The 21071-nt window shown below is 40.0% G+C and carries 23 protein-coding genes and 1 riboswitch; of the genes, 5 read left to right on the top strand and 18 right to left on the bottom strand.

Annotated features, from left to right (window positions below):
* Positions 1 to 89: 89 nt before the first annotated feature.
* Both ACLR96_RS04145 and ACLR96_RS04140 read right to left on the bottom strand, forming a co-directional pair.
* Positions 90 to 1001 (bottom strand): DNA glycosylase, encoded by a 912-nt coding sequence (locus ACLR96_RS04145; protein ID WP_177269272.1) that lies wholly within the window; start codon positions 999 to 1001, stop codon positions 90 to 92.
* A complete protein-coding gene (locus ACLR96_RS04140) occupies positions 998 to 1804 on the bottom strand; it encodes an Asp23/Gls24 family envelope stress response protein (protein ID WP_177269274.1) in 807 nt (268 codons plus the stop codon). The genes ACLR96_RS04145 and ACLR96_RS04140 overlap by 4 nt, the downstream gene beginning before the upstream one ends.
* Before the next feature lie 82 nt (positions 1805 to 1886).
* Between ACLR96_RS04140 and ACLR96_RS04135 the strand changes: the two genes are divergently transcribed.
* The gene (locus ACLR96_RS04135) at positions 1887 to 2057 is read left to right on the top strand and encodes a DUF362 domain-containing protein (RefSeq protein WP_177269276.1); all 171 of its coding nucleotides are present in this window, start codon (positions 1887 to 1889) and stop codon (positions 2055 to 2057) included.
* 84 nt (positions 2058 to 2141) lie between these two features.
* On the opposite strand, the gene ACLR96_RS04130 is transcribed toward ACLR96_RS04135, so the two are convergent.
* The 8 genes from ACLR96_RS04130 to tsaE form a co-directional block, all read right to left on the bottom strand.
* Positions 2142 to 2792, bottom strand: coding sequence for a redox-sensing transcriptional repressor Rex (locus tag ACLR96_RS04130; RefSeq protein ID WP_177269278.1), 651 nt, complete (start codon positions 2790 to 2792; stop codon positions 2142 to 2144).
* 17 nt (positions 2793 to 2809) lie between these two features.
* Positions 2810 to 3037, bottom strand: coding sequence for an acyl carrier protein (gene acpP, locus ACLR96_RS04125; RefSeq protein ID WP_177269280.1), 228 nt, complete (start codon positions 3035 to 3037; stop codon positions 2810 to 2812).
* Between the two features lie 136 nt (positions 3038 to 3173).
* Positions 3174 to 5159, bottom strand: coding sequence for a ribosomal protection-like ABC-F family protein (gene abc-f, locus ACLR96_RS04120; RefSeq protein WP_177269282.1), 1986 nt, complete (start codon positions 5157 to 5159; stop codon positions 3174 to 3176).
* A gap of 21 nt (positions 5160 to 5180) precedes the next feature.
* Positions 5181 to 6197 carry a tRNA (adenosine(37)-N6)-threonylcarbamoyltransferase complex transferase subunit TsaD gene (gene tsaD / locus ACLR96_RS04115; protein ID WP_177269284.1) on the bottom strand — a complete coding sequence of 339 codons (1017 nt, stop codon included), beginning with the start codon at positions 6195 to 6197 and terminating at the stop codon, positions 5181 to 5183.
* Entirely contained in the window at positions 6194 to 6373 is a 180-nt protein-coding gene (locus tag ACLR96_RS04110) for a hypothetical protein (protein WP_177269286.1), read from the bottom strand. Before ACLR96_RS04110 ends, tsaD begins: the two co-directional genes overlap by 4 nt.
* Positions 6374 to 6427: 54 nt before the next feature.
* Positions 6428 to 6883: a ribosomal protein S18-alanine N-acetyltransferase gene (gene rimI, locus ACLR96_RS04105; RefSeq protein ID WP_177269288.1), complete on the bottom strand. Its 456-nt coding sequence runs from the start codon at positions 6881 to 6883 to the stop codon at positions 6428 to 6430.
* The gene (tsaB, locus tag ACLR96_RS04100; RefSeq protein ID WP_177269290.1) at positions 6883 to 7596 is read right to left on the bottom strand and encodes a tRNA (adenosine(37)-N6)-threonylcarbamoyltransferase complex dimerization subunit type 1 TsaB; all 714 of its coding nucleotides are present in this window, start codon (positions 7594 to 7596) and stop codon (positions 6883 to 6885) included. The genes rimI and tsaB overlap by 1 nt, the downstream gene beginning before the upstream one ends.
* Positions 7584 to 8009, bottom strand: coding sequence for a tRNA (adenosine(37)-N6)-threonylcarbamoyltransferase complex ATPase subunit type 1 TsaE (gene tsaE / locus ACLR96_RS04095; protein WP_177269292.1), 426 nt, complete (start codon positions 8007 to 8009; stop codon positions 7584 to 7586). The genes tsaB and tsaE overlap by 13 nt, the downstream gene beginning before the upstream one ends.
* A 311-nt stretch (positions 8010 to 8320) precedes the next feature.
* On the opposite strand from tsaE, the gene ACLR96_RS04090 reads away from it, so the two are divergent.
* Positions 8321 to 8989 (top strand): HD domain-containing protein, encoded by a 669-nt coding sequence (locus ACLR96_RS04090; RefSeq protein WP_177269294.1) that lies wholly within the window; start codon positions 8321 to 8323, stop codon positions 8987 to 8989.
* A 137-nt stretch (positions 8990 to 9126) separates the two neighbouring features.
* Here the strand turns inward: ACLR96_RS04090 and ACLR96_RS04085 are convergent, their stop codons facing one another.
* Positions 9127 to 9717, bottom strand: coding sequence for an ECF transporter S component (locus ACLR96_RS04085; protein ID WP_243206874.1), 591 nt, complete (start codon positions 9715 to 9717; stop codon positions 9127 to 9129).
* A gap of 157 nt (positions 9718 to 9874) precedes the next feature.
* A riboswitch (FMN riboswitch) is annotated at positions 9875 to 10010 on the bottom strand.
* Between the two features lie 182 nt (positions 10011 to 10192).
* Between ACLR96_RS04085 and ACLR96_RS04080 the strand changes: the two genes are divergently transcribed.
* On the top strand, positions 10193 to 11047 hold the full coding sequence (locus ACLR96_RS04080; protein ID WP_177269296.1) for a PHP-associated domain-containing protein: 855 nt from the start codon (positions 10193 to 10195) through the stop codon (positions 11045 to 11047).
* A 34-nt stretch (positions 11048 to 11081) separates the two neighbouring features.
* Here ACLR96_RS04080 and ACLR96_RS04075 read toward each other — a convergent pair whose 3' ends face one another.
* The 4 genes from ACLR96_RS04075 to ACLR96_RS04060 form a co-directional block, all read right to left on the bottom strand.
* Positions 11082 to 11561 carry a methylglyoxal synthase gene (locus ACLR96_RS04075; RefSeq protein WP_177269298.1) on the bottom strand — a complete coding sequence of 160 codons (480 nt, stop codon included), beginning with the start codon at positions 11559 to 11561 and terminating at the stop codon, positions 11082 to 11084.
* Positions 11562 to 11791: 230 nt separating this feature from the next.
* Entirely contained in the window at positions 11792 to 13270 is a 1479-nt protein-coding gene (gene thrC / locus ACLR96_RS04070) for a threonine synthase (protein WP_177269301.1), read from the bottom strand.
* Positions 13271 to 13810, bottom strand: coding sequence for a bifunctional phosphopantothenoylcysteine decarboxylase/phosphopantothenate--cysteine ligase CoaBC (coaBC, locus tag ACLR96_RS04065; RefSeq protein ID WP_177269323.1), 540 nt, complete (start codon positions 13808 to 13810; stop codon positions 13271 to 13273).
* A gap of 11 nt (positions 13811 to 13821) precedes the next feature.
* Complete coding sequence (locus tag ACLR96_RS04060) at positions 13822 to 14520, bottom strand: phosphopantothenoylcysteine decarboxylase (protein WP_177269303.1); 699 nt, start codon at positions 14518 to 14520, stop codon at positions 13822 to 13824.
* Between the two features lie 208 nt (positions 14521 to 14728).
* Between ACLR96_RS04060 and ACLR96_RS04055 the strand changes: the two genes are divergently transcribed.
* Entirely contained in the window at positions 14729 to 15394 is a 666-nt protein-coding gene (locus ACLR96_RS04055) for a Crp/Fnr family transcriptional regulator (protein WP_177269305.1), read from the top strand.
* A gap of 174 nt (positions 15395 to 15568) precedes the next feature.
* Positions 15569 to 17050, top strand: coding sequence for an aldehyde dehydrogenase family protein (locus tag ACLR96_RS04050; RefSeq protein ID WP_177269307.1), 1482 nt, complete (start codon positions 15569 to 15571; stop codon positions 17048 to 17050).
* Between the two features lie 98 nt (positions 17051 to 17148).
* Here the strand turns inward: ACLR96_RS04050 and ACLR96_RS04045 are convergent, their stop codons facing one another.
* Genes ACLR96_RS04045 through ACLR96_RS04035 form a run of 3 tightly spaced genes read right to left on the bottom strand, consistent with a single transcriptional unit; the run spans position 17149 to position 21055 of the window.
* Positions 17149 to 18585 carry an MFS transporter gene (locus ACLR96_RS04045; RefSeq protein WP_177269309.1) on the bottom strand — a complete coding sequence of 479 codons (1437 nt, stop codon included), beginning with the start codon at positions 18583 to 18585 and terminating at the stop codon, positions 17149 to 17151.
* Positions 18586 to 18608: 23 nt separating this feature from the next.
* Positions 18609 to 19826, bottom strand: a complete 1218-nt coding sequence (locus ACLR96_RS04040) for a CoA transferase (protein WP_177269311.1) — start codon at positions 19824 to 19826, stop codon at positions 18609 to 18611.
* Positions 19826 to 21055, bottom strand: coding sequence for a CaiB/BaiF CoA transferase family protein (locus tag ACLR96_RS04035; protein ID WP_187524897.1), 1230 nt, complete (start codon positions 21053 to 21055; stop codon positions 19826 to 19828). Before ACLR96_RS04035 ends, ACLR96_RS04040 begins: the two co-directional genes overlap by 1 nt.
* Between the last annotated feature and the right edge of the window lie 16 nt (positions 21056 to 21071).

Below are 21071 nucleotides of genomic sequence, written 5' to 3'. Positions count from 1 at the left end.
TGTTAGCACTCATTATTTATGAGTGCTAACTATAATTTACAGCCATTTCCTGCTTTTGTCAACTACCTTTTTTAAATTTCTTTCAGATGTCAGAAAATATTGCTGTCTTCATCTGCAATCTCTTTATTATGAGTTATATAATAAAAAAGATACTGCTGAGCTATTCCGCCATATCGCCCAAAATTTTTTGCGGCAAACAGCTCCATTTCTTTCATATTATTTTCAGCAATTCCGTAAAGTCTGTTCATAACCTTTCTTACCCAAACATCTATAGGGAATCTATCTGTCTTTCCCATAGAAAAAAGAGCTATGCAATTAGCAACTTTCGGCCCTACCCCGCAATAACGTTTAAGAGCTTCAAAGGTCTCCTCAGAAGAAACACTATCATCTCCCAGTTTTTCCAAAGAGTCTAATCCTTCCTCAGCTACCTGCCTCGCTGTTTCTATAAGATACTTAGCTCTGTATCCCAGACGGCAGGGAGCAAGATCATCAAGGCCGGCTCCGGCCAATGTTTCCGCATCAGGCAGTGCAAAAAACTCTCTGCCATCAAACTCCCCTATCTTCTTTCCGAGAGTCGCTGCCAGTGAATCTATACATTTTTTTATTCTTGGGATATTGTTATTCTGAGAGATTATAAATGAAATAAGTGTTTCCCACTTTTCCTGATTAAGTATCCTTATCCCCTGACCATATTCTATAGCCTTTGCCATCACAGGATCTTTATCTGCTAAAATATGTTTTATAGAAGAATAATCCCGGTCAAGGTCCAGATAATGTCTCCATATACCTTCAAACTCTTCCAAAGAGGAACCATATATTTTAAGCAGTTCTTTATCTTTATCATATGACATCGCAGCCTGCCTTCCATAAGCAGTACCCAGATACATACCTGTCTCAGTTTTTTCCCATCTGAAACATTGTCCGCAGTCAAAGATATTGTCAAGATCAAAGTCTTTTACACTTTCTACAAATACTACGCCATTTCGTTCTTCAGCTGTCATATTAAACCTTTCACTTCCAGATCAAGTCTGTTTACATTAAATGCTGTCATATATTCTATTTCTCTTACTGTATTCTTCTGAAAACGTTTGGCAGCCTCCGGCAAGTCTATGCCATATCTGAAAACTGCAGTTACATAAAGATTTATTCCATCCTGCATAACGGCTACTCCCACTTTGTTGATTTCAGCTACGTTTTCATCAGCTCTTTTTACCCCTTCTATTATATCGTTCATCACTCTCTCAGAAATTTTATATTGACCTAAATAACTGTATGTAGGTCTGACTACAGATTTTTCTGATATATCCCTCCATGAACCGAACTCCTTCAGTATCATCCTCATAGGCATCATAAAATAACCGGAAAACTGTCTTTTAAGCTGAAATGTAGGTACAGGAATAACATGCTGCCCCATTTCATCCCGCTGCTTCCTCGCCATAGCTCTCTGAACCTCTGTAGTTATATCATCTATATAGATTCTCTCGTCTATCTTTTCAAGTCCGAGTCTTGCTACAATTTTATCCACCATTCTGTCAGACGTGCCAATCACTAATACAGATGAAGGATTCATTTTTCCTATGGCTTCTGAAACCTCTTTCATGTGACCTTCATCAGTAAAAAGTGCAGCTTTTACAGCTCCCACCTTTGTTTTCTGACGTTTTGCAGATATTCCCGCAGCCACCTTGTTTCTGCAGATAAACAATCCATCATCTATAATACTTTCTATATTCAATTCTTTGCATAGGTTAACGGCCTGAAAACTTTTTCCTGTGCCGCTTCTGCCTATAAGTCCATAAACTTTCATTTTGAATTCCTCTTGAATTCCTCTCAAAGGTTTGTTATAATCAGTTTGTCATTTAATGATAATCTTAAAGGAGGTACTTACAATGGCTTATGTAATTAAAGATTCGTGCATCAGTTGTGGTGCTTGCATTGATGAATGTCCTACAGAAGCTATCTCAGCTGGCGATTCTATGTATGTTATCGATGCCGACAAATGCATAGACTGCGGCGCATGTGCAGGCGCATGTCCTGTAGACGCTCCGGTTGAAGAATAAGCTGGAACATATATCATCTGAAATTAATAACCGTTTCATAATGAAACGGTTATTTAATTGCCAATATTTTTATGTAACTTTATATTATTTCTTCTCTTCCTGATTTTGGCTTTTATTCATATGATAGGCAAGCGAATGCAAACTGTCGCTTATATGCATATTTTCCACTGCGACATGATGAGGTGTTTCTATATCTACAGGAGCAAAGTTCCAAAGACCTCCGACACCTGCAAAGCAAAGTTTATCCGCTACCTCCTGCGCAGCATCTTTAGTTGTGCATATTATTCCTATATCGATATCATTGTCTTCAACGAATTCCACGATACTATCGTAATCCATTACCTCTATGTCATTTATCTTCATTCCTATAAGCTTGGGATTGATTTCGAATATACCGCATACGATGAACCCGGTCTTGTAATAGTAAGTATGATTAGCTATGGCCTGACCTAAATTGCCTGCGCCTACTATAACCATCTTATATTCCTTATCCAATCCCAAAATAACGCTTATTTCGTTATAAAGGCCATCTACGCTATATCCGTATCCCTGCTGGCCAAATCCTCCGAAATTATTGAGATCCTGCCTTATTTGAGAAGCAGTATAACCGGTCAGATTACTGAATTCGTTAGAAGAAATCTTATCGATCCCCTTCTTCTGCAGTTCTCTCAGATATCGCCTGTACCTGGGAAGCCGCTTTATAACTGCATTGGAGATCTTAGTCTGTCTCTTCATTTTAAAGCCTTCTGCACCTATGCTCTTGCTTCTACATAGCCCACGATATCGCTTACAGTCTGGAACTTCTCAGCATCTTCATCAGGAACTTCGATATCGAATTCATCTTCGATAGCCATGATGATCTCAACAGCATCCAGTGAATCTGCCTCCAGATCCTTCATAAGATGTGTTTCCATCTTCACTTCTTCTTCGTCTACTCCTAACTGTTCAGCTATTATTCCTTTGATCTTGTCAAATATCATGATATATACCTCCATCATCAAATATCATTTTTTCAAAATTATATCATCGGATAAAAAACCCGACAACTTCTCAATCATTATAGTGTATCAATTCTTTTATTGCAATACTTTTAATAAAAAAAGAATAAAGTGACCTTCAGCCCTCCTGAAGCTGAAGCCAGCTCTCATATCGCTGATCAAGATCATCTTTTTTATCAGTAAGAATCTTACTGATTTCCGCCAGCTTCATATGATCTGTGATGACCTCTTCTTTACAGAGCTGATCTTCAAGATCTTTTATTTCATCCTCAAGAGTCTGTATTTCTTTTTCAAGTGCTTCCCTGTGTCTTTTGAGCCGTCTTTCCTCTGCTTCCTTTTCTTTTTGCAGACGCCTTCTTTCAGCAGAAGACATCGGAATTTCGCTCTTTTCAGAAAAAATGTCCGCTGCCTCATCTGAAGGCATTCCTCTGGCAGACAATTCTTCCAGATACTTTTTTCCTGATTGTATCTGCTGCTGTTTTTTTTCTATATAATAATCATACGCACCCAGATAATTATCTATTCCCTCAGAGGTAAGCTCTACTATTCTGGTAGGTATTCTGTTGAGAAAATATCTGTCATGGGATACTATTATACACGTTCCGGGAAAATCCAAAAGAGCCTCTTCAAACACCTCTTTCGACTCTATATCCAAATGATTGGTAGGTTCATCCAACATCAGTACATTTGAGCCTGACATCATAAGTTTCAAAAGTGCAAGTCTTGCTTTTTCTCCTCCGCTCAAAGAGCCTACTGTAAGAAACACTTCCTCTCCTCTGAACATGAATCTTCCCAAAATATTCCTCAGCTCTGTATCAGAATAAAGGCCATAGGAATCCCGAAGTTCTCCGATAACTGTATTTGCCCCGTTAAGAAGCTGCTGCCCCTGGTCATAATATCCGAATTGAACATTATATCCTGTTCTTATCCGTCCTCCGTTGGCAGAGAGCTCTCCCATGAGAATCTTCAGCAGTGTTGTCTTTCCTATGCCATTGGCCCCTACTATGCAAATTCTCTCTCCTCTTTTGATATCAAGGTTCACATCATGAAACAAATCTACTCTGCCTGAGCCGTATCCGAAGCTTTTAGAGATCCCCTCTGCCAGAAGTACATCTCTTCCGCTCTGAAAATCAGCTTTAAAAGAAATCTTCATCGTACCTCTCTGTGCCTCAGGTCTTTCCACCAGATCCATAGCTGCCAAGCGCTTTTCCCGCGAAGCTGCCCTTTTGGCCAACTTTTCTGTTCCCCGCTGTTTGAAACGTCTTATTATTTCTTCCTGGCGACCTATCTCCTTCTGCTGCTTTTCATAACGCCGCATTTCTGCTTCACGCCTGTTTTTACGTTCAGAAGCATAAAAGCTGTAATTTCCTTCATATATATTCAGCTTATGATTCTCCACCTCAAATATTCTTGTAACCGTCTCATCAAGAAAATATCTGTCATGAGATACCAGTACTATGGTGCCTTTATAACTTTTCAGGTATTGCTCCAGCCATTTAAGGGTACCTATATCAAGATGGTTTGTAGGCTCGTCGAGAAAAAGTATATCAGGCTTCTTTAAGAGCAAACATGCCAAAGCAAGTCTCGTTTTTTCTCCCCCGCTCAGAGTCGATATCTTCTTTCCGTAACTTTCTTCACCAAAAGCCATACTGGAAAGTATTCCTGTCATCTCACTTTTATATGTATATCCTCCGAGAGCTTTGAATTTTTCCTGCAAATCATCATAGCGTTGCAACAGCTTTTCTCCTGTCTCATGATCGTTTCTATCTGCAGTGTTTTCTATCCTTGTAAGAATTTCTTCCATTTCTTTTTCCATAATATGAAACTTAATGAAAATGCTTTCAACTTCCTCTATTACGGTTTTTTCTGAGTTAAAGCCTCCATCCTGTTTCAAGTATCCTATATTAGTATCTGAAGAGACAAAGAAATCCCCTTTTTCACAGGAGAGTTCTCCTGTAAGTATTTTAAGAAGGGTGGTTTTTCCGGCCCCGTTTACGCCTATTATACCTACCCGTTCTCCTTTATTTATATGAAACGAAACCTTATCGAGAATAATATCTGTTCCGTATTCTTTTGTAAGATCTTTTGCTGATAATACTATCATATCTAACCTCGGTATGTATTTTTATAATGGCAGATTCGGTATGGCATCTAAAGTAAGATCGTCACGCTGACCTGCCATATACTTGTAGTATGCGGCGCATCCTATCATAGCCGCATTATCTGTGCACAATACCGGCGACGGATAATAAAGCTTTATTCCCTTTTTGTCACACTCTGCCTTCATCATTTCCCTGAGTCTGCTGTTGGATGCTACACCGCCGGCCAACACAATCTTGTCCTTGTTCATATCCACAGCAGCCCTCATAGTCTTGGCCACTATAACATCAAGAACTGCTGCCTGAAAACTTGCCGCCACATTAGCAGTATCAATATCTCTTCCCGCCTGTTTTTCCGAATTTATATAGTTAAGCACTCCTGTCTTTATTCCGCTGAAGCTAAAATCAAAACTGTCTTTTTCAAGAAATACACGCTTAAACTCAACTGCATGAGGATCGCCTTTCTTTGACAGCCGGTCTATCAGAGGGCCTCCCGGATATCCCAGCCCAAGTACTCTTGCAACTTTATCATAAGCTTCTCCTGCCGCATCATCTCTGGTGCCTCCTAATATACGGCATTCGTTATAATCTGTCACTTCTACTATATTGGTATGTCCCCCAGATATCACCAGCGCTGTAAAAGGCGGCCTTAGATCCTTATGTTCTATATAATTTGCACATATATGTCCATGTATATGGTGAATCCCTATAAGGGGTTTTCCCACAGCAAAAGCATAAGCTTTCGCTGTAGCAAGACCTATTAAAAGAGCCCCTACAAGCCCCGGTCCATAAGTTACTCCTATCATATCCACTTCATCAACAGTGATGCCTGCTTCATCTACCGCCATATCCACCACTGCATTTATGTTATTCAAATGATGACGGGAGGCTATTTCCGGAACTACTCCCCCATACTGCTTATGTATATCTATCTGTGACGAAATAATATTGGAAAGGATCTGCCGCCCCTCCAATAACACGGCCGCTGCCGTTTCGTCACAGCTGGATTCAATTGCGAGTGTTACTATTTTTCCGTTCTTCATAAATTATTCCGTCTTTCTTCCAATTTTTTCTCACACTGGTTTTCTCCGTTAAGATGTCTGCAATTCTCGCATGACATATAATCACTCATGCTAAACACATCGAAATCGTGACGCCTGGAAAATTTCCTGCATGGATAAAAAACCACATTCATATTTTCTCCCGAAAATCTATCCATAATCTTCCTCCTTAGATAAAAGTATATTACTATTATCTATTGAAAGTCCGGATTTTATTCTCCGTGACGCCACATAATCAACGCATCTTCTCCGTTATTGAGATAATATTTTTTACGGACACCTTCTGTACGGAATCCGAATTTTTTATACAAATTTATAGCAGCAGTATTGGATTTCCTCACTTCAAGAGTGTGATGCACTATGCCTTCCTGTGATGTAAAGTCTATCATAACTCCTATTATGCCTTCGCCTATCCGTCTGTTGCGGAATCCCGGCTTGACAGCTACATTTGTTATATGCCCCTCATCATCTATCCACCACAGTCCGGCATATCCAACCACCTGTCCGTTCAGCTCCGCAACGATATAAAAAGCCCTCGGATTATCCGAAAGCTCATAAACGAGAGCGTCCATGCTCCACGGATCAGGAAAGCACAAATTCTCTATTTCATATATATCATCGGCGTCTTCTGCAGTCGCCTGCCTGATAATCACATCTGCCATAGTCATCAGCCTTTCCGCTGCTTTTCCCGCAGCTTTCGTTCGGCTTCAGCAAGACGCATATAATCCGGTTCCACCTTATCATAGGTGATTCCTCCGTTTTTGCGGTACAGCTCTGCTCCCAGCCGTACTACTGAAACCGCGTCCTGATATCTTATGTCCTCAGAGGCTGTCTCAGTTCCCCGCAATCTCAAATTTTTCATTTTTTCCTCGTAAACATCAATGGCATCGCCTAACGCCAATATTCGATTATATCTTTCTGTCTTCGACAAAAATTCATCAAGCATATATGCCCCTGCTTTTATCTTCTCTACAGGGAAGCCGTTTTCAAAAAAATACCCTCCTGCATATATCTGATTTCTTCTGGCGTCCATCATAGGACATATCAAAATATCCTTATTATCAATAAACGCTGCGTTCATGGCCAAAGCTGCAAGACTGGGTACCGGAACGCAAGGAATTCTCGTCATCTGAGACAATGCTCTTGCCGAGGAGACACCTATTCTTATCCCTGTAAATGATCCCGGTCCGCATGAAACTGCAATAGCCTCTATATCCTTAAGTGTTATCCCGCCTTCTTCAAGCACAGTTTCTATCTGCGGCATAAGATTCTGCAAATGTGAAAACCTGTCTGATCCTTTGACATATCCGACAATTTCTCTATTTTTCATCAATGCCACCGAAGCAAAAACTCCTGTGGTTTCTATTCCTAAAATGTACATATATATATACGTTCTCCTTCTTTCTTGCCATATAGGATCTGTATCTTTACCGCATTATCAGGAATAATATCCTCTATAAGCTCAGCCCATTCTATTATGCAGACACCTCTTCCAAAAAAATATTCCTCATATCCAAGCTCATACATCTCTTCTATGTCCCCTATTCTGTAAACATCAAAGTGGTACAACGGAAGGCGTCCGCTGTCATACTGTTTTACTATATTGAACGTGGGACTTGTTATCGTTTCTTTTATTCCCAGACCTTCAGCGACAGCTTTAGTAAGCGTCGTCTTGCCTGTACCCAGATCCCCTGTAAGCGCTATGACACTGCCGGCTGTTAGTTTCCTGCTCAGAAGCTTTCCGAATTCCATAGAATCTTTTTCATTTTTTATAAATATTTTTTTCTGTTCCATAACTTATGTAGTATACCACAGAAATGTACTGATATAAAGATTCCCGAAAATAAAAAAGTCCTATCCTTTCCGGTTTTGCCGAATTAAAATTTATCTGCCGGCAACGGTAGATAAAATAACATTAATTTTTATATAGCGTACATAATTTGAGGCTATACATTGCTTAAATAAATATATTTTCACAAAGAATTTACAATAATATGATGGTTAACTTTTCTTTTACATATTACAATATTATACATAAAAATTCAAAGGCTGTCCGTATATACGGATTTTAAATACTTACTTAAGGTTGGTGAATAAGGGTTATTATGGAAGAAAAAATAAATTATAAAACTATACGAAAAAATAAAGAAATAAACATGCTTTTGGAGCAGGGCAACAATGTCTTAAAGGTAATGGGTTTCACAGATCATTCATCAAAACATGCCGCTAAAGTTGCCGCCAGATCAGGTTGGATACTAAAATCTCTGGGCTACAGCAATCATGATATAGAGCTCGGAAGAATAGCAGGATATATGCATGATATAGGAAATAGCATTAATAGGAACGACCATGCACACAGCGGAGCAATTTTGGCATACCAGATACTCAAAGAACTCAAAATGCCGCTTGAAGATATAATGACAGTAACTTCTGCCATCGGACACCATGATGAGAGTTCCGGAAACGCCATAGATCCTGTTTCTGCAGCGTTGATACTGGCCGATAAAACTGACGTAAGAAGAAATCGAGTTAATAATAAAACCAAAGCTAATTTTGATATACATGACCGGGTCAATTACGCAGCCCTGTCATCTAAGCTCGATATTAATCAAGAAAAGAAAATTATTCAGATGAATCTTGAACTGGACGACGACATCTGCAGTCTCATGGATTATTTTGAGATATTCCTTGAAAGAATGATCATGTGCAAAAGAGCTGCCGAAGTCTTAGGATACAAATTCAAACTGCTCGCCAACGGAAGCAAGCTCTGCTAAAGCCATCAATCAATATGAAAAAACTGAAAAATATTCAGCAAAAATAAAGCTTCATTATTAAGGCTGTCAAAAAGAGGCTTCAACCGAAACGAAGCCTCTTTTATCATAAGCAAATAAATGGTACGTTTGAAGGACGATCAAGATGTCTTATGCAAAAATCCGGATATCCTCTTATAAAGAATAAATGTTACAACTGCGTTTATTCCTGCCTTTATGGCATTAAAGCCTGCAATAAACGGCATGAGATCCCAGACTACATCGCGGGGAACTCCCATGAAAATCGGTGTTATTATCATATTTGCGCCTATCATAACTGCTGTCATGGCTGCAACACCGCACAATAAAGCTATAACAGCTCCTTTTCTTGTCTTATTATACTTGTATATGATACCTGCCACCAATACAAGTACGCTTGTAGCAATAATATGCATAATTATGCCATAAAGCCCGCTGGCTGCACTCACAGTCACCCCTTGCACCACTGATGTTACTACTGTCAGGATCACCCCTGCCAGAGGACCAAAAGCAAATGTCCCTATAAGAATAGGAATATCAGCCGGATCATATTCTAAGAATGCCACAGCAGGAAATATCGGAAAGTGTATAAAATACACAAGTACGATAGATACCGCCACCAGCATTCCCATCTTTGCCAGTCTTACAGTTTTTTCTCTGCTGCTCATCCGCGGCTTATTGAGCGTATTCTTATCAGCAGTTTTTTGAGTCATATTGAACCCTCCTCGATTAAAATAATAATTATTGTCATCTGTCAGGTTTCATATGCAGCGCCTCATCCATGTCCTGATCGCTTCCGCTGCATAAAAAAAGCCTCGGAAAATTTATTCCAAGACTAAAAATACTCGTATCAAAAATACAACATAAGTATCTTCGTTTCTTTCATCCGGACTTTAACCGTCGGTACAGGATTCACACCTGTTCGGCCTATAGATAGGTTCGCGGACTTATGATCATCGGATCAATCACCGCCGGTGAGGACTTTCACCTCGCCCTGAAACAGATTTTTACAGTAATATTATAGATTCCGGAACATATAACTGTCAAGATATTTCTAAAAGTGTTTTTATGGAAATATTTTTTTCACTTATTTTTCATTGAATTTATTTTAATTTGGGAATACTATTAGAGTATAGTTAGATTTATCTTAAAATCTATATTATTAATATAAGAACCGAGGCGAAAACATTGAAATTTGATTTACATTGTCATACAAAAGAAGGTTCACTGGATTCCAAGGTTTCTGTAAAAGAATTTGTTCACAAATTCATGGCACTTGGCTTTAACGGTTTTATGATCTCAGATCATAACAGCTACAAAGGCTGCAGAGCCTGGGACAAAATAAAAAATGATCCCCGATACAAAGACTTCTGCGTAATCAGAGGCGTAGAATATGACACTAAAGACGCCGGTCATATCCTCGTTATCATGCCTGATGATCTTTATCTTCCCATCATGAAGATACGCGGAATGAGATGCAGCAAACTGATAAAGATTGTTCATATTTTCGGAGGCATTCTCGGACCTGCTCATCCTTTCGGAGTGGCGAGTTCCAGCGCGATGGGCTTTAAAAAAATGGATATGCGTCTTCTAAAAAGGTTTGATTTCATAGAGGCATTTAATACATGTGAATCTCGCTCGTCAAACAGTAAAGCCGCTCTTCTCGCAAAAGAATGCGGACTTCCCACGTTTGCCGGTTCAGACTCTCATGTCAGCGAATATATAGGAATGGCCTGCACAGATATATCCGAAAATATCTACTGTAATAATGATCTTATAGCAGCAGTAAAAAACGGAGTAAAAATAGAAGCCCATGGAACTGAACGTGAGGAAACAAAAAAAGCAAAAAGAAAAGAGCACTGGATAGGTATACTAAGTTTCAAACTTTACAACAGAGGAATCGGAAAACTCATATGTCCTTACCGAAAAATAAGACACAGGAAGCTTCTCCGTCCCATAGTCCGTCCTTTTATTTACAAAGAACGGCGTACCCGCAGAGAACAAAAATCCAGAGAATCAAAACAAAAAAAATTGTCCGGGTGAAATCGCATTTAATGCGATTCTCATTTGGACAATTTTATCTTTCTGATATTATTATTTTTTCAGTACTGCACTCCTTCTCTATCACAGGAGTAAAATCCTGAACATCCCGTTCATATTCATCATCTATATAGAAAGATGTCATTATGAAATCAGCTGTGGCTCTGTTAGTTGCCACCGGTATATCATAGACCACTGCAATCCTTAAAAGAGCCCGCACATCAGGATCATGAGGCAAAGCTTCCAATGGATCCCAGAAAAAAATCAACATATCTATCTTGCCTTCCGCTACTTTGGCTCCGATCTGCTGATCCCCTCCCAATGGGCCGCTTTTATATCCTTCCACATGAAGCCCTGTTGCATCTGATATGAGCCTTGCAGTCGTACCTGTTCCGCACAGAAAATGTTTCTGAAGCTTATCCCGGTTTTCTACACACCATTTAACGAGAGCTTCTTTCAGATGATCATGTGCTATCAGCGCTATAGTTTTTTTCTTTTTCATTGTTTCTTTAGTCATCTTATATCCTCCTTTCTTCTTTAATATCTATGTAAAAACCTTTCGGTCATATTTTTATTATACTCCCTGTTCTTCTCAAGTCTACAAATCCGGTAGATATATTACATAGATTTAACATTATGCCTTTTACCCATGATCCTGCAAACACATTAAGAATAAGCATGTATTTTTCAGATCAAAAAAAGGGGCATCACACCAATTGCTTAGTGTGACAGCCCCTTCATCTCAAATTATTTAACGCTATCTTCTACCACCTCTGCCATCTGTCCTATCTCTATCACACCCCTATGTTTTACAGGTTTTTTATCAAGATCTTTAAGTCCTGCAGGAACTCTGACCCCGGTCTTTTCTTCAAGAGCTTTGACATAGGCAAATCCATTTTCCTCATCTCCCAGGCCGATGGAATGTGCTACACTGTCTGCAAACTTATATGCGCTAGCTGTGGACGCTATGAGAGCCGGAGTCTCATCTCCGGTCTCTTTTACATAATCCTCGTATACCTTATATGCCACAGCTGTATGAGTATCCATCAGATATCCGCTTTCGCTGTACATTTCACCGATTGCTTCATTAGTTTCTTTAACAGTGGCAAACCCACCGTAAAAGTCTTTCATACCTTCTTTAATTTTTTCACTTACTTCATATCGTTTTTTCGTATCAAGAGCAGTCATAAGGCTTTGGATCTCTTCTCCATCATTGCCTGCCAAATGATAAAGCAGTCTTTCAAGATTACTGGAAATCAAGATATCCATTGACGGTGAATTTGTCAGATAAAATTCTCTGTTTATATCATAGACACCCGTTTCAAAAAAATCTGTAAGAACTTTGTTCTCATTAGAGGCACAGATAAACTTGTTTACATGGATCCCCATGCTTCCTGCATAATAGGCAGCCAAGATATTTCCGAAATTCCCCGTAGGAACCACGATATTCACTTTATCACCGTCATTTATAACGCCTCTTTCCACAAGCTTCACATATCCGTAAACATAATATGCTACCTGAGGTATGAGACGTCCTATATTTATGGAATTGGCAGATGAAAGCCTGCATCCGGATTCAGCCAATTTTTCGGCAAAATCCGTATCATTGAATATTTTTTTAACACCTGTCTGAGCGTCATCAAAATTTCCTTCTATGGCAAAAACATGAGTATTGTTTCCCTCCTGTGTAACCATCTGTCTTTCCTGAACTTCACTTACCCCCTGATTAGGAAAAAAGACGATTATCTCTGTACCGGGAACATCAGCAAACCCTTCAAGCGCAGCTTTGCCCGTATCTCCGGAAGTTGCTGTCAAAATACAAATTTTCTTCTTTTCCTTTTCTTTTTTCATTGCTGTCGTGAGAAGATAGGGCAATATCGAAAGGGCCATATCCTTAAAAGCAGCTGTTTTTCCGTGGTAGAGTTCGAGAAAGTAGGCACCGCCGGCTTTTCTGACAGGCACAATCTCTTTTTCTTCAAATTTTTCGTCATATGCTCCATCCACACAGAGCTGCATCTCATCATCCGTATAATCGGTAAAAAATGCTTTGATTATCTCACGTGCTACAACCTTATACGGCTTGCCGGCAAATTCTGATATCTTCTTAGGCAAAGCAGGTATGCTGTCAGGAACGTAAAGACCTTTATCCTCCGCAATACCCTGTATAACAGCCTGCGCTGCTGTTTTTATATTCTTGCTTCCTCTCGTACTTTTATAACTTATCATCTATTTAATGCTCCCTTCGATTATTCTTACTATATCATCAACATCAGCCAGCGCACCTTTTCCCAGTACGCCGCATGCCAGCATAGACTCTTTTGGCTCTATAAAATGATATCCAAAACGTTTCAGTCTGTCTATATTATCCTGTACTATAGGATTCTCATACATATTCGTATTCATAGCAGGCGCTATATAGACAGGAGTATGGGGCGCCGCCGCCATAACGACTGTCGAAAGAAAATCATCTGCTATACCTCCTGCAATCTTTCCTATTATATTAGCCGTTGCAGGCGCTATGAGAACAATATCCGCCTTCTCTGCCAAAGAGATATGTTTTACTTCCTTTGGCGTTATTTCTTCGAACATATCCATATAAACTTTATTTTTGCTTAAAGTTTGCAGAGTTATAGGCGTAATGATCTTGCTGCCGTTTTCAGTCAGAATTACATCTATATTATGTCCCCGTTTTGTGAGACTGCTGGTTATATCCGCCGCCTTATAGGCAGCTATACTGCCGGTCACGCCCAAAACTATATTCATCAGATCGCCCTCCTTTAGCGGCCTTCCATAATTCGCGCCGCTATCATATCTGCGATTTGCTCATTATTCTCCATTATATCATACGTCCTGTCTTTATGAATAAGGTATCCCCGGTGAAAGTCTCTGCCTATCTCCCGAAGATCATTAGCCAGGACAAAATCGCAGTCGTTTTTATCCATTAAACGACACCCTACATCTATGAGTTCCTCGTGAGACACTCCGCTGAGAAGTTTAAATCCCACAAGAACAGTTGAAGGACTCAGTTTTTTTATAATGCTTATCACCTTAGGCGATCGTTTCATGTGAATAACAAGATCCTCTATATCAGAGCTTATCTTATTACCGGAAAGGTCTGCCTTGCATTCGGAATTCTCCACGCCTCTTATCCTGTCCAAAGTGGTTACCTCATTTATGATATAATCACTCACTGCCATAGCATGGACAACAACGTCTATTTTTTCATTAGTAAGAAGCTTGGTAAGCTGCTCCTGCAGATCTGCCACTCCTTCGATCATTATAGGATATACTTTAGGATGTTTGACATACGCAGCCCGCATGCCGTGAAGATAATAGATCTTTTCTATCTCATCTCCATACTTTTCCGCAAAGACCCTGCCGATGGCATAGCCAAGTCTTCCTGTTGACGAATTTGTTATGGTTCTCACATCATCTATTTTCTCACTGGTGCCGCCTGCCGTAATTATAATCTTCATGTTTTTTCCTTTACGTTTCAGTGTGATTTCATAGGTTGAATTATAGCCTTTCACAGTTTATCTGTCAAGGACTGTGCAGTCCTGCAAAGGCCTGTTCTCATACGTATCAGAAGCATGTGAGACAACATCCTGTGTTGGGTTCACAACATTAACTCTGCCCGATTTATGATAATATCAGATATTATTATAAATCATAAGGTGAGGTACTATGCTGGACTTTGATATCATAAAAAACTCTTCCCTCTTTAAAAATATAGCCCAACAGGATTTTGACATCGTATGCGGCAAATTGAAACCTGCCGTCAGAATGTACTCCGAAACAGAAGCTATTCAGACCCAAGGCGATATCATCCATAAAATAGGAATAATAGCAGAAGGCAACGTTTTATCTGTCAAATATCATTATAACGGCACATCTCAAATACTACAGACATTCCGGAAAAACGATATCATCGGCCTTGAAGCTGTTTCTTCCACATTCTTTACAAGTCCGAGCATGCTCATAGCAGATACTGCCTGTACCATCGTTTTTTTCAGATATTCTGAGTTTTTTTCCGGCAATGAAATCTCAAGTGCTTGTAAAATAACGCTCCTCCAAAACATGACAAAAATTCTTTCAGATCAGAATATCAAAATCATGTATAAGGTAGACGTGTTATCAAAACGTACTATACGCGAAAGAATAATAACCTATCTGAGTATCATAAGTGAAAAGCGAAACAGTCATACCTTTGATATAGGTATGACTCAGGAACAGTTCGCACAGTACTTATGCATAAACCGCAGCACGCTTTCAAAAGAGCTCAATGATATGCGCCGCGAAGGTCTGATTAGCTTTTACAAAACTACATATACTATACATACCGTTATCTGATCTGAGGCAAATCTATTAACGATATTCCACAGATAAATATCCGAAAGTGTTGTATATATAACATCTAAATCATAAGCTTTTCTTTATACTTTTCTCATCTGTAATATCCAAAAATTTCGGGGCAGATAACTTAGCTCCGGCACGTATGAACAAAACGATGAAAGGTGTGAAAATATGAAAATATTTAAAAACTATATCAACGGACACTGGCAAGATGCCTGCTCAGGAAAAACCACAGATATAATCAATCCTGCCAACGGCAAAATCATTGGAAAAGCAACAGTAAGCGGCGAGGAAGACATCAATTCAGCCATTGATTCAGCAAAAAATTCCTTCTATATATCAGGAAAGTGGCGAAGGATGTCTGCGCAGGACAGAGCAAACGTACTTTTTAAAATTGCCGATCTGATGACCCTTGCTAAAGATGAACTCAGCATGATAGAAACGGAGAATCAGGGAAAACCTCTCCGTGAGTCTGAAGCGGATGTGGAAGACGCCATTCATGTTTTTAAATATTATGCAGGGCTGATAACAAAACCGTCAGGAGGCTCATATGAAGTAAACGATGGTTTCGGTCAAATGCATTCATATACTGTACATGAGCCAGTGGGAGTCTGCGCCCTCATAACTCCTTGGAATTATCCTCTCATGATAGCAGTATGGAAACTGGCTCCTGCCCTTGCTGCCGGAAACAGTATAATACTAAAACCTGCTACTATAACTCCTGCCAGCGTAGTAAAACTATTTGAAATATTCCATGAGGCAGGCCTTCCTGCAGGATGCGCCAATCTTGTTCTGGGTCCAGGCGGTATGATAGGAGGCAAACTTGCAGAAAGCAAGGATGTAGACTGCATAACATTTACGGGAAGCACTCCTGTAGGACAAAGTATAATGCAGGCAGCTGCTGCAAATGTGAAGAAAATAGGCCTTGAACTCGGAGGAAAATCTCCGAGCATTCTCTTTCCCGACATAGATATAGAACGTGCCGTAGAATGGTCTATGATAGGTATATTCATGAACCAAGGAGAAGTTTGCTCAGCTGGTTCCCGTATAATCATCCATAATTCCATACACGATGAATTCGTCGCAAGACTTGCAGAAAGAGCAAACTGCATGACAATAGGAAATCCTATGAAGAACCCGGATATGGGCGCCATTGTATCAGAAGATCAGATGACTCAGATATTAAAATATATAGAAATAGGGAAAAAGGAAGGCGCTGTATGCAGATGCGGAGGAGAAAGATACACCGAAGGAGAATGTGCTGATGGCTTTTTTATAAAGCCTACTATTTTTGACTATTGTACTCCTGATATGACTATTGTCAAAGAAGAAATCTTCGGGCCTGTAGTTGTGATTCAGACATTTGAAACCGAAGAAGAAGCTGTGGCATTAGCAAATGATACTGAATACGGCCTTGCCGGGGCAGTATTCACCAATGACCATATGAGAGCTATAAGAATAATAAAAGAGCTCCGCGCCGGGATCACCTGGATAAATTGTTACAATCCATGCTTTGTCGAGGGTCCATGGGGAGGATACAAGATGTCCGGCATAGGAAGAGACCTTGGAGTCCATGGTCTGGAAGAATATCAGGAAATAAAACAAATCAATGACTGCTTAGATCCCGGAATGCCCGGATGGTATAACAACTAAGCAAACTCACTAAATAAAAAAGTCAATGAAAAATCATTGACTTTTTTATTTTATACATATAAATGATTATATTTCTCCCAGTTATACCACAAGTCATCTTATTTAAGTTTTCTGAACCTGCTCATATCAACCTCTTCTCCTGCTTCACGATTTTCCAAAGCCTCAAGGACTTCCTGATATACTTTTTTCGTAACGGGATATATAAATATGCAGACTACCGACAAAAACATAAATGCGGACGGAATAACAGTAAACGAAAGTCCTGTACCTAAAAGAGCCGATTCACTCTGAAGGCTGAGTTCACCATTAAACCCTGAAAAACTGAGTATCATACCCATAAGCTGCATAGCGACGGCACCTGATAGGGCCTCCGACAGAGACTGAAGTGAAATGACCATCCCTGACCGTTCTCTGTTATTTATCAGCTGATCCACTTCGCATACATCATATATCATTGCAGGTATGAGCTGCCAATAAACACTGCCTCCGATAGAATATATAACCGAGAGTACACATACCCATGCAAGAGATGTAATTCCGAAAATTCCAAAGGCCAACAGACCCGACGCGCTTATTAACATTCCTACTATATACGTAGTTCTTTTGTCAATCCACCTGTTCACGAAAGATATAATGGGGATGAATATTACATTCATGAAGGTCATCAACATCATAATAAGAGTTATTACACTCCTAGACAGCCCCATATTATATGTAAAAAAGTACATTCTGTCAGAACAGAATATCGTATATCCTATGAGATAACACACACTGGCTCCAAGTATGTATCTCACCGTCCTCAGTTTCAGAAGCTGAATATAATTACCCACCATACTCACAAGAGACGAGACAAAAGTTCTGAAAGGTTTTCCCGAAGTTTTCTTTTCAGGTATATATGATTCTATAGATCTGAATTTATCCTTTATACCTGCAGCACTGATCAATATGGTTCCCCCTGAAATCACTCCGCACAGCATTCCGGTCACTTGCCATCCGGTCTCCAGTGAATAGCCCGCATCTATAATAATCTGCACTAATATATTAGGGAACACAAGGCCTATAGCTGTACCTATGGCATTAAAAAATGACACATATCCTCTGAGAACTGTCCTCTCATCATAATTACTGGTAAGCTCTGCACCCCATGCCAGATAGGGAACAAAAAAGGTAGAAAATGATGTCCAGAAAAGCATCAGTATCACTCCATAATACAGAGCCATGGCATCCTGACCTACATCCAGATCAAAGAAAAACATAGACGTAAATACCATAAGGGGAACAGAAGCCGCAAGAAGAAATGGCTTCCGTTTCCCAAATCTGGTTTCGGCATTATCTGATACATATCCTGCAACTGCGCCGCATACAGTATCCCAAACTGATCCTATGGCTGTTATAGTTCCCGCCACAGCAGGATTCACGCCGGCTACAGTTGTCAGAAAGAACAAGGCAAAAGTACCCATTATATTAAAGAGAGCCGAATCTCCCACTCCTGCCAGTCCATATAAGATTTTAGTTTTCAGACTTAATTTTTCCATGATCCTCCATCATCACTTCCTGTTTATTTTTCCATACACCTGCTTTCCGCCGCGCCTACGATCTCTTCTTCTATCAGCTTTGCTACCATCTGATCTGTATAGCCTACAGATTTCATGATTTCAATCGTATTTTCACCCAGTAAAGGAGAAGATTTTTTTACTTCTCCCGGTGTCCTGCTGAATTTTATCGGGATTCCAAAGGCTTTATACTTTCCCACATTGGAATCCTCTATATCAAGCACCATATTTCTATGTATGAATTGTTGATTCGCTAAAGTCTCCAGTGGCAGCAGCAAAGGTGAAGCCGGAATATTATAGCTTGAAAATCTCTCCATGAAGTATTCTTTGCTTTCTTTTTTCATTACATTTTTCATCATGGCAGTAAAACTTTCAAAATTCCTGCATCTCATATCATTATCGGCATACAATGGATCATCTGTCAGCTCCGGCATGCCTATGGCCTTACAAAAATCCGGCCACATATCTTCATCATTTATTCCCACCGCTATGATTCCGTCAGCACATTCATATGTATCGTAGGGAACGATTTCCCTCGGCTTAGCATTGCCGCTTCTGCTGACAGGGCTATCTGTAAGGCTGTAAGCCAGTATAGCTTCTTCCACGGCTGCAAACATAGTATCCAGCATAGCCACATCCAAACGCCTGCCTCTGCCTGTAAGCTTCTTATCATAACATGCCAGTACAATGGCCAAAAACATTGTTATCCCGGTATAACTATCTCCCACCGATGCCCCCGACCTCAGAGGAGGACCATCCGGATATCCTGTTATCTCCATATACCCACACATACATTCAATCACATTGTCATAAGCAGTGTTTTTCTTCAAAGGACCAGTCTGTCCAAAACCTGTTATAGAAGCAAAAATTATCTCAGGATTTATCTCTTTTGCGGTTTCATATCCCAATCCCAATTTATCCATAGTACCGTATTTAAAATTTTCCAAAACTACATCTGATTCAGCATACAGCTTTCTTATAATTGCCTTACCTTCAGAATGGCTCAAATCTATTGCTATGCTCTCCTTATTCCGATTATATAAGGCAAAATATCCACTGTTTCCGTTATCTGCGTACGGTCCCCATTCTCTGGACTGATCACCGTCTTCTACTCTTTCCACCTTAATGACTCTCGCTCCGTAATCTCCCAGATTCATGGCACAGTACGGGCCACTGAAAGCCTGTGTGAAATCAAGTACAGTTATACCTTCCAATGGCTTCATTATAAATCACTCCTTTCACACATTACAACACCTTTTTCAGACATTTCTTTCAATTTATTTTTATCATAACCAAACTCTTCTGCAATCTTTGCGGTATCTTCTCCCAGTTTAGGGGCTGATTTTACTGCCCTGTCATCTACTCCCGATATTTTTATCGGTATCCCCGGCATCCTTATACGTCCTATAGTTTTATCTTCTACATCAAGCACCATATTCCTGCTGTTAAGATGCTCGTCTTCGAAAGCATCTTGAACAGTAAGTCCCGGACCGCTGGGAATGTTCCACGGCGCCAGCAGGTTTATTATTTCCTGTCTTGTCATATCCTTAAATTTATCTGCTATAATATCTCTTAAACCTACCCTGCCATTTTCAGTATAATAATTCTCTCCCCTGGCCTCATTACTGTTATATCTGGGATCATCTATGAATTCCTCCATTTTCATGGCTTTACAGAATTTCTCCCACTGTGAGTTTGTAGAGACTGCTGTTGAAAATATCCCGTCTTTTACCTCAAAAGTATCGTAAGGCGCAATGGATCGCGATCCGTTTCCCTCTCTATGGAAGGTTACCCCTTTCATGAATGCTTCGGCAAGACAGTCCTCAAGAGCTGTGAGCATACAGTCTGCCGACGCTACATCTATCTGCTGACCTTTTCCTGTTTCATTTTTTACCATGAGAGCCATGACAATAGATGCCGCAAAAAAATGACCTCCGAATTGATCGGCTATTCTGGATCCATGTGCAGTAGGACCTCCGTCAGGAAATCCTGTCACCTGCATAAGTCCACACAAAGCCTCTGAAGTAAGATCACATCCGGCACTGCTGCTTAAAGATCCCGTCTTTCCGAAACCCGTATGCGAAGCATATATTATTTCCGGATTCACTTTTCTGGCTGCCTCATAACCTATATTATATTTTTCCAGCTCTCCTGCGGCAAAAGAATCGCATACAACATCTGCTTTTTCTATAAGCTTCATGATAAAGGTCTGCCCCTCCTTTAATGTTTTATCCACGCATACGCTCTTCTTTCCTCTGTTCATATATGAATGATAGGCGCTGCCTCTTTCATTTTTCGGAAAACTTCCCCTTAAAACATCTCCACCTTTTGTATGATCTTCTATTTTTATAACCTCGGCCCCAAAATCTGCAAGAAGCATCGTTCCATAGCTGCCCGTATGTCCCTGGGTAAAATCTATGATTTTTATTCCATCCAAAATTTTAGTCATCATCTTCCTCCCTTCGTCT

Source organism: Lentihominibacter sp. (assembly GCF_046951855.1).
Lineage (GTDB): Bacteria > Bacillota > Clostridia > Peptostreptococcales > Anaerovoracaceae > Lentihominibacter > Lentihominibacter hominis.
Note: the sequence above shows the minus strand (reverse complement) of the source record. Positions and strands in the feature narration are given on the sequence as shown.

What these genes read in the sequence shown, in the direction of transcription:
- ACLR96_RS04145 (WP_177269272.1), bottom strand. Translation starts at nt 1,001, where the DNA reads ATGACAGCTGAAGAACGAAATGGCGTAGTATTTGTAGAAAGTGTAAAA.
- ACLR96_RS04140 (WP_177269274.1), bottom strand. Translation starts at nt 1,804, where the DNA reads ATGAAAGTTTATGGACTTATAGGCAGAAGCGGCACAGGAAAAAGTTTT.
- ACLR96_RS04135 (WP_177269276.1), top strand. Translation starts at nt 1,887, where the DNA reads ATGGCTTATGTAATTAAAGATTCGTGCATCAGTTGTGGTGCTTGCATT.
- ACLR96_RS04130 (WP_177269278.1), bottom strand. Translation starts at nt 2,792, where the DNA reads ATGAAGAGACAGACTAAGATCTCCAATGCAGTTATAAAGCGGCTTCCC.
- acpP (WP_177269280.1), bottom strand. Translation starts at nt 3,037, where the DNA reads ATGATATTTGACAAGATCAAAGGAATAATAGCTGAACAGTTAGGAGTA.
- abc-f (WP_177269282.1), bottom strand. Translation starts at nt 5,159, where the DNA reads ATGATAGTATTATCAGCAAAAGATCTTACAAAAGAATACGGAACAGAT.
- tsaD (WP_177269284.1), bottom strand. Translation starts at nt 6,197, where the DNA reads ATGAAGAACGGAAAAATAGTAACACTCGCAATTGAATCCAGCTGTGAC.
- ACLR96_RS04110 (WP_177269286.1), bottom strand. Translation starts at nt 6,373, where the DNA reads ATGGATAGATTTTCGGGAGAAAATATGAATGTGGTTTTTTATCCATGC.
- rimI (WP_177269288.1), bottom strand. Translation starts at nt 6,883, where the DNA reads ATGACTATGGCAGATGTGATTATCAGGCAGGCGACTGCAGAAGACGCC.
- tsaB (WP_177269290.1), bottom strand. Translation starts at nt 7,596, where the DNA reads ATGTACATTTTAGGAATAGAAACCACAGGAGTTTTTGCTTCGGTGGCA.
- tsaE (WP_177269292.1), bottom strand. Translation starts at nt 8,009, where the DNA reads ATGGAACAGAAAAAAATATTTATAAAAAATGAAAAAGATTCTATGGAA.
- ACLR96_RS04090 (WP_177269294.1), top strand. Translation starts at nt 8,321, where the DNA reads ATGGAAGAAAAAATAAATTATAAAACTATACGAAAAAATAAAGAAATA.
- ACLR96_RS04085 (WP_243206874.1), bottom strand. Translation starts at nt 9,717, where the DNA reads ATGACTCAAAAAACTGCTGATAAGAATACGCTCAATAAGCCGCGGATG.
- ACLR96_RS04075 (WP_177269298.1), bottom strand. Translation starts at nt 11,561, where the DNA reads ATGACTAAAGAAACAATGAAAAAGAAAAAAACTATAGCGCTGATAGCA.
- thrC (WP_177269301.1), bottom strand. Translation starts at nt 13,270, where the DNA reads ATGATAAGTTATAAAAGTACGAGAGGAAGCAAGAATATAAAAACAGCA.
- ACLR96_RS04060 (WP_177269303.1), bottom strand. Translation starts at nt 14,520, where the DNA reads ATGAAGATTATAATTACGGCAGGCGGCACCAGTGAGAAAATAGATGAT.
- ACLR96_RS04055 (WP_177269305.1), top strand. Translation starts at nt 14,729, where the DNA reads ATGCTGGACTTTGATATCATAAAAAACTCTTCCCTCTTTAAAAATATA.
- ACLR96_RS04050 (WP_177269307.1), top strand. Translation starts at nt 15,569, where the DNA reads ATGAAAATATTTAAAAACTATATCAACGGACACTGGCAAGATGCCTGC.
- ACLR96_RS04045 (WP_177269309.1), bottom strand. Translation starts at nt 18,585, where the DNA reads ATGGAAAAATTAAGTCTGAAAACTAAAATCTTATATGGACTGGCAGGA.
- ACLR96_RS04040 (WP_177269311.1), bottom strand. Translation starts at nt 19,826, where the DNA reads ATGAAGCCATTGGAAGGTATAACTGTACTTGATTTCACACAGGCTTTC.
- ACLR96_RS04035 (WP_187524897.1), bottom strand. Translation starts at nt 21,055, where the DNA reads ATGATGACTAAAATTTTGGATGGAATAAAAATCATAGATTTTACCCAG.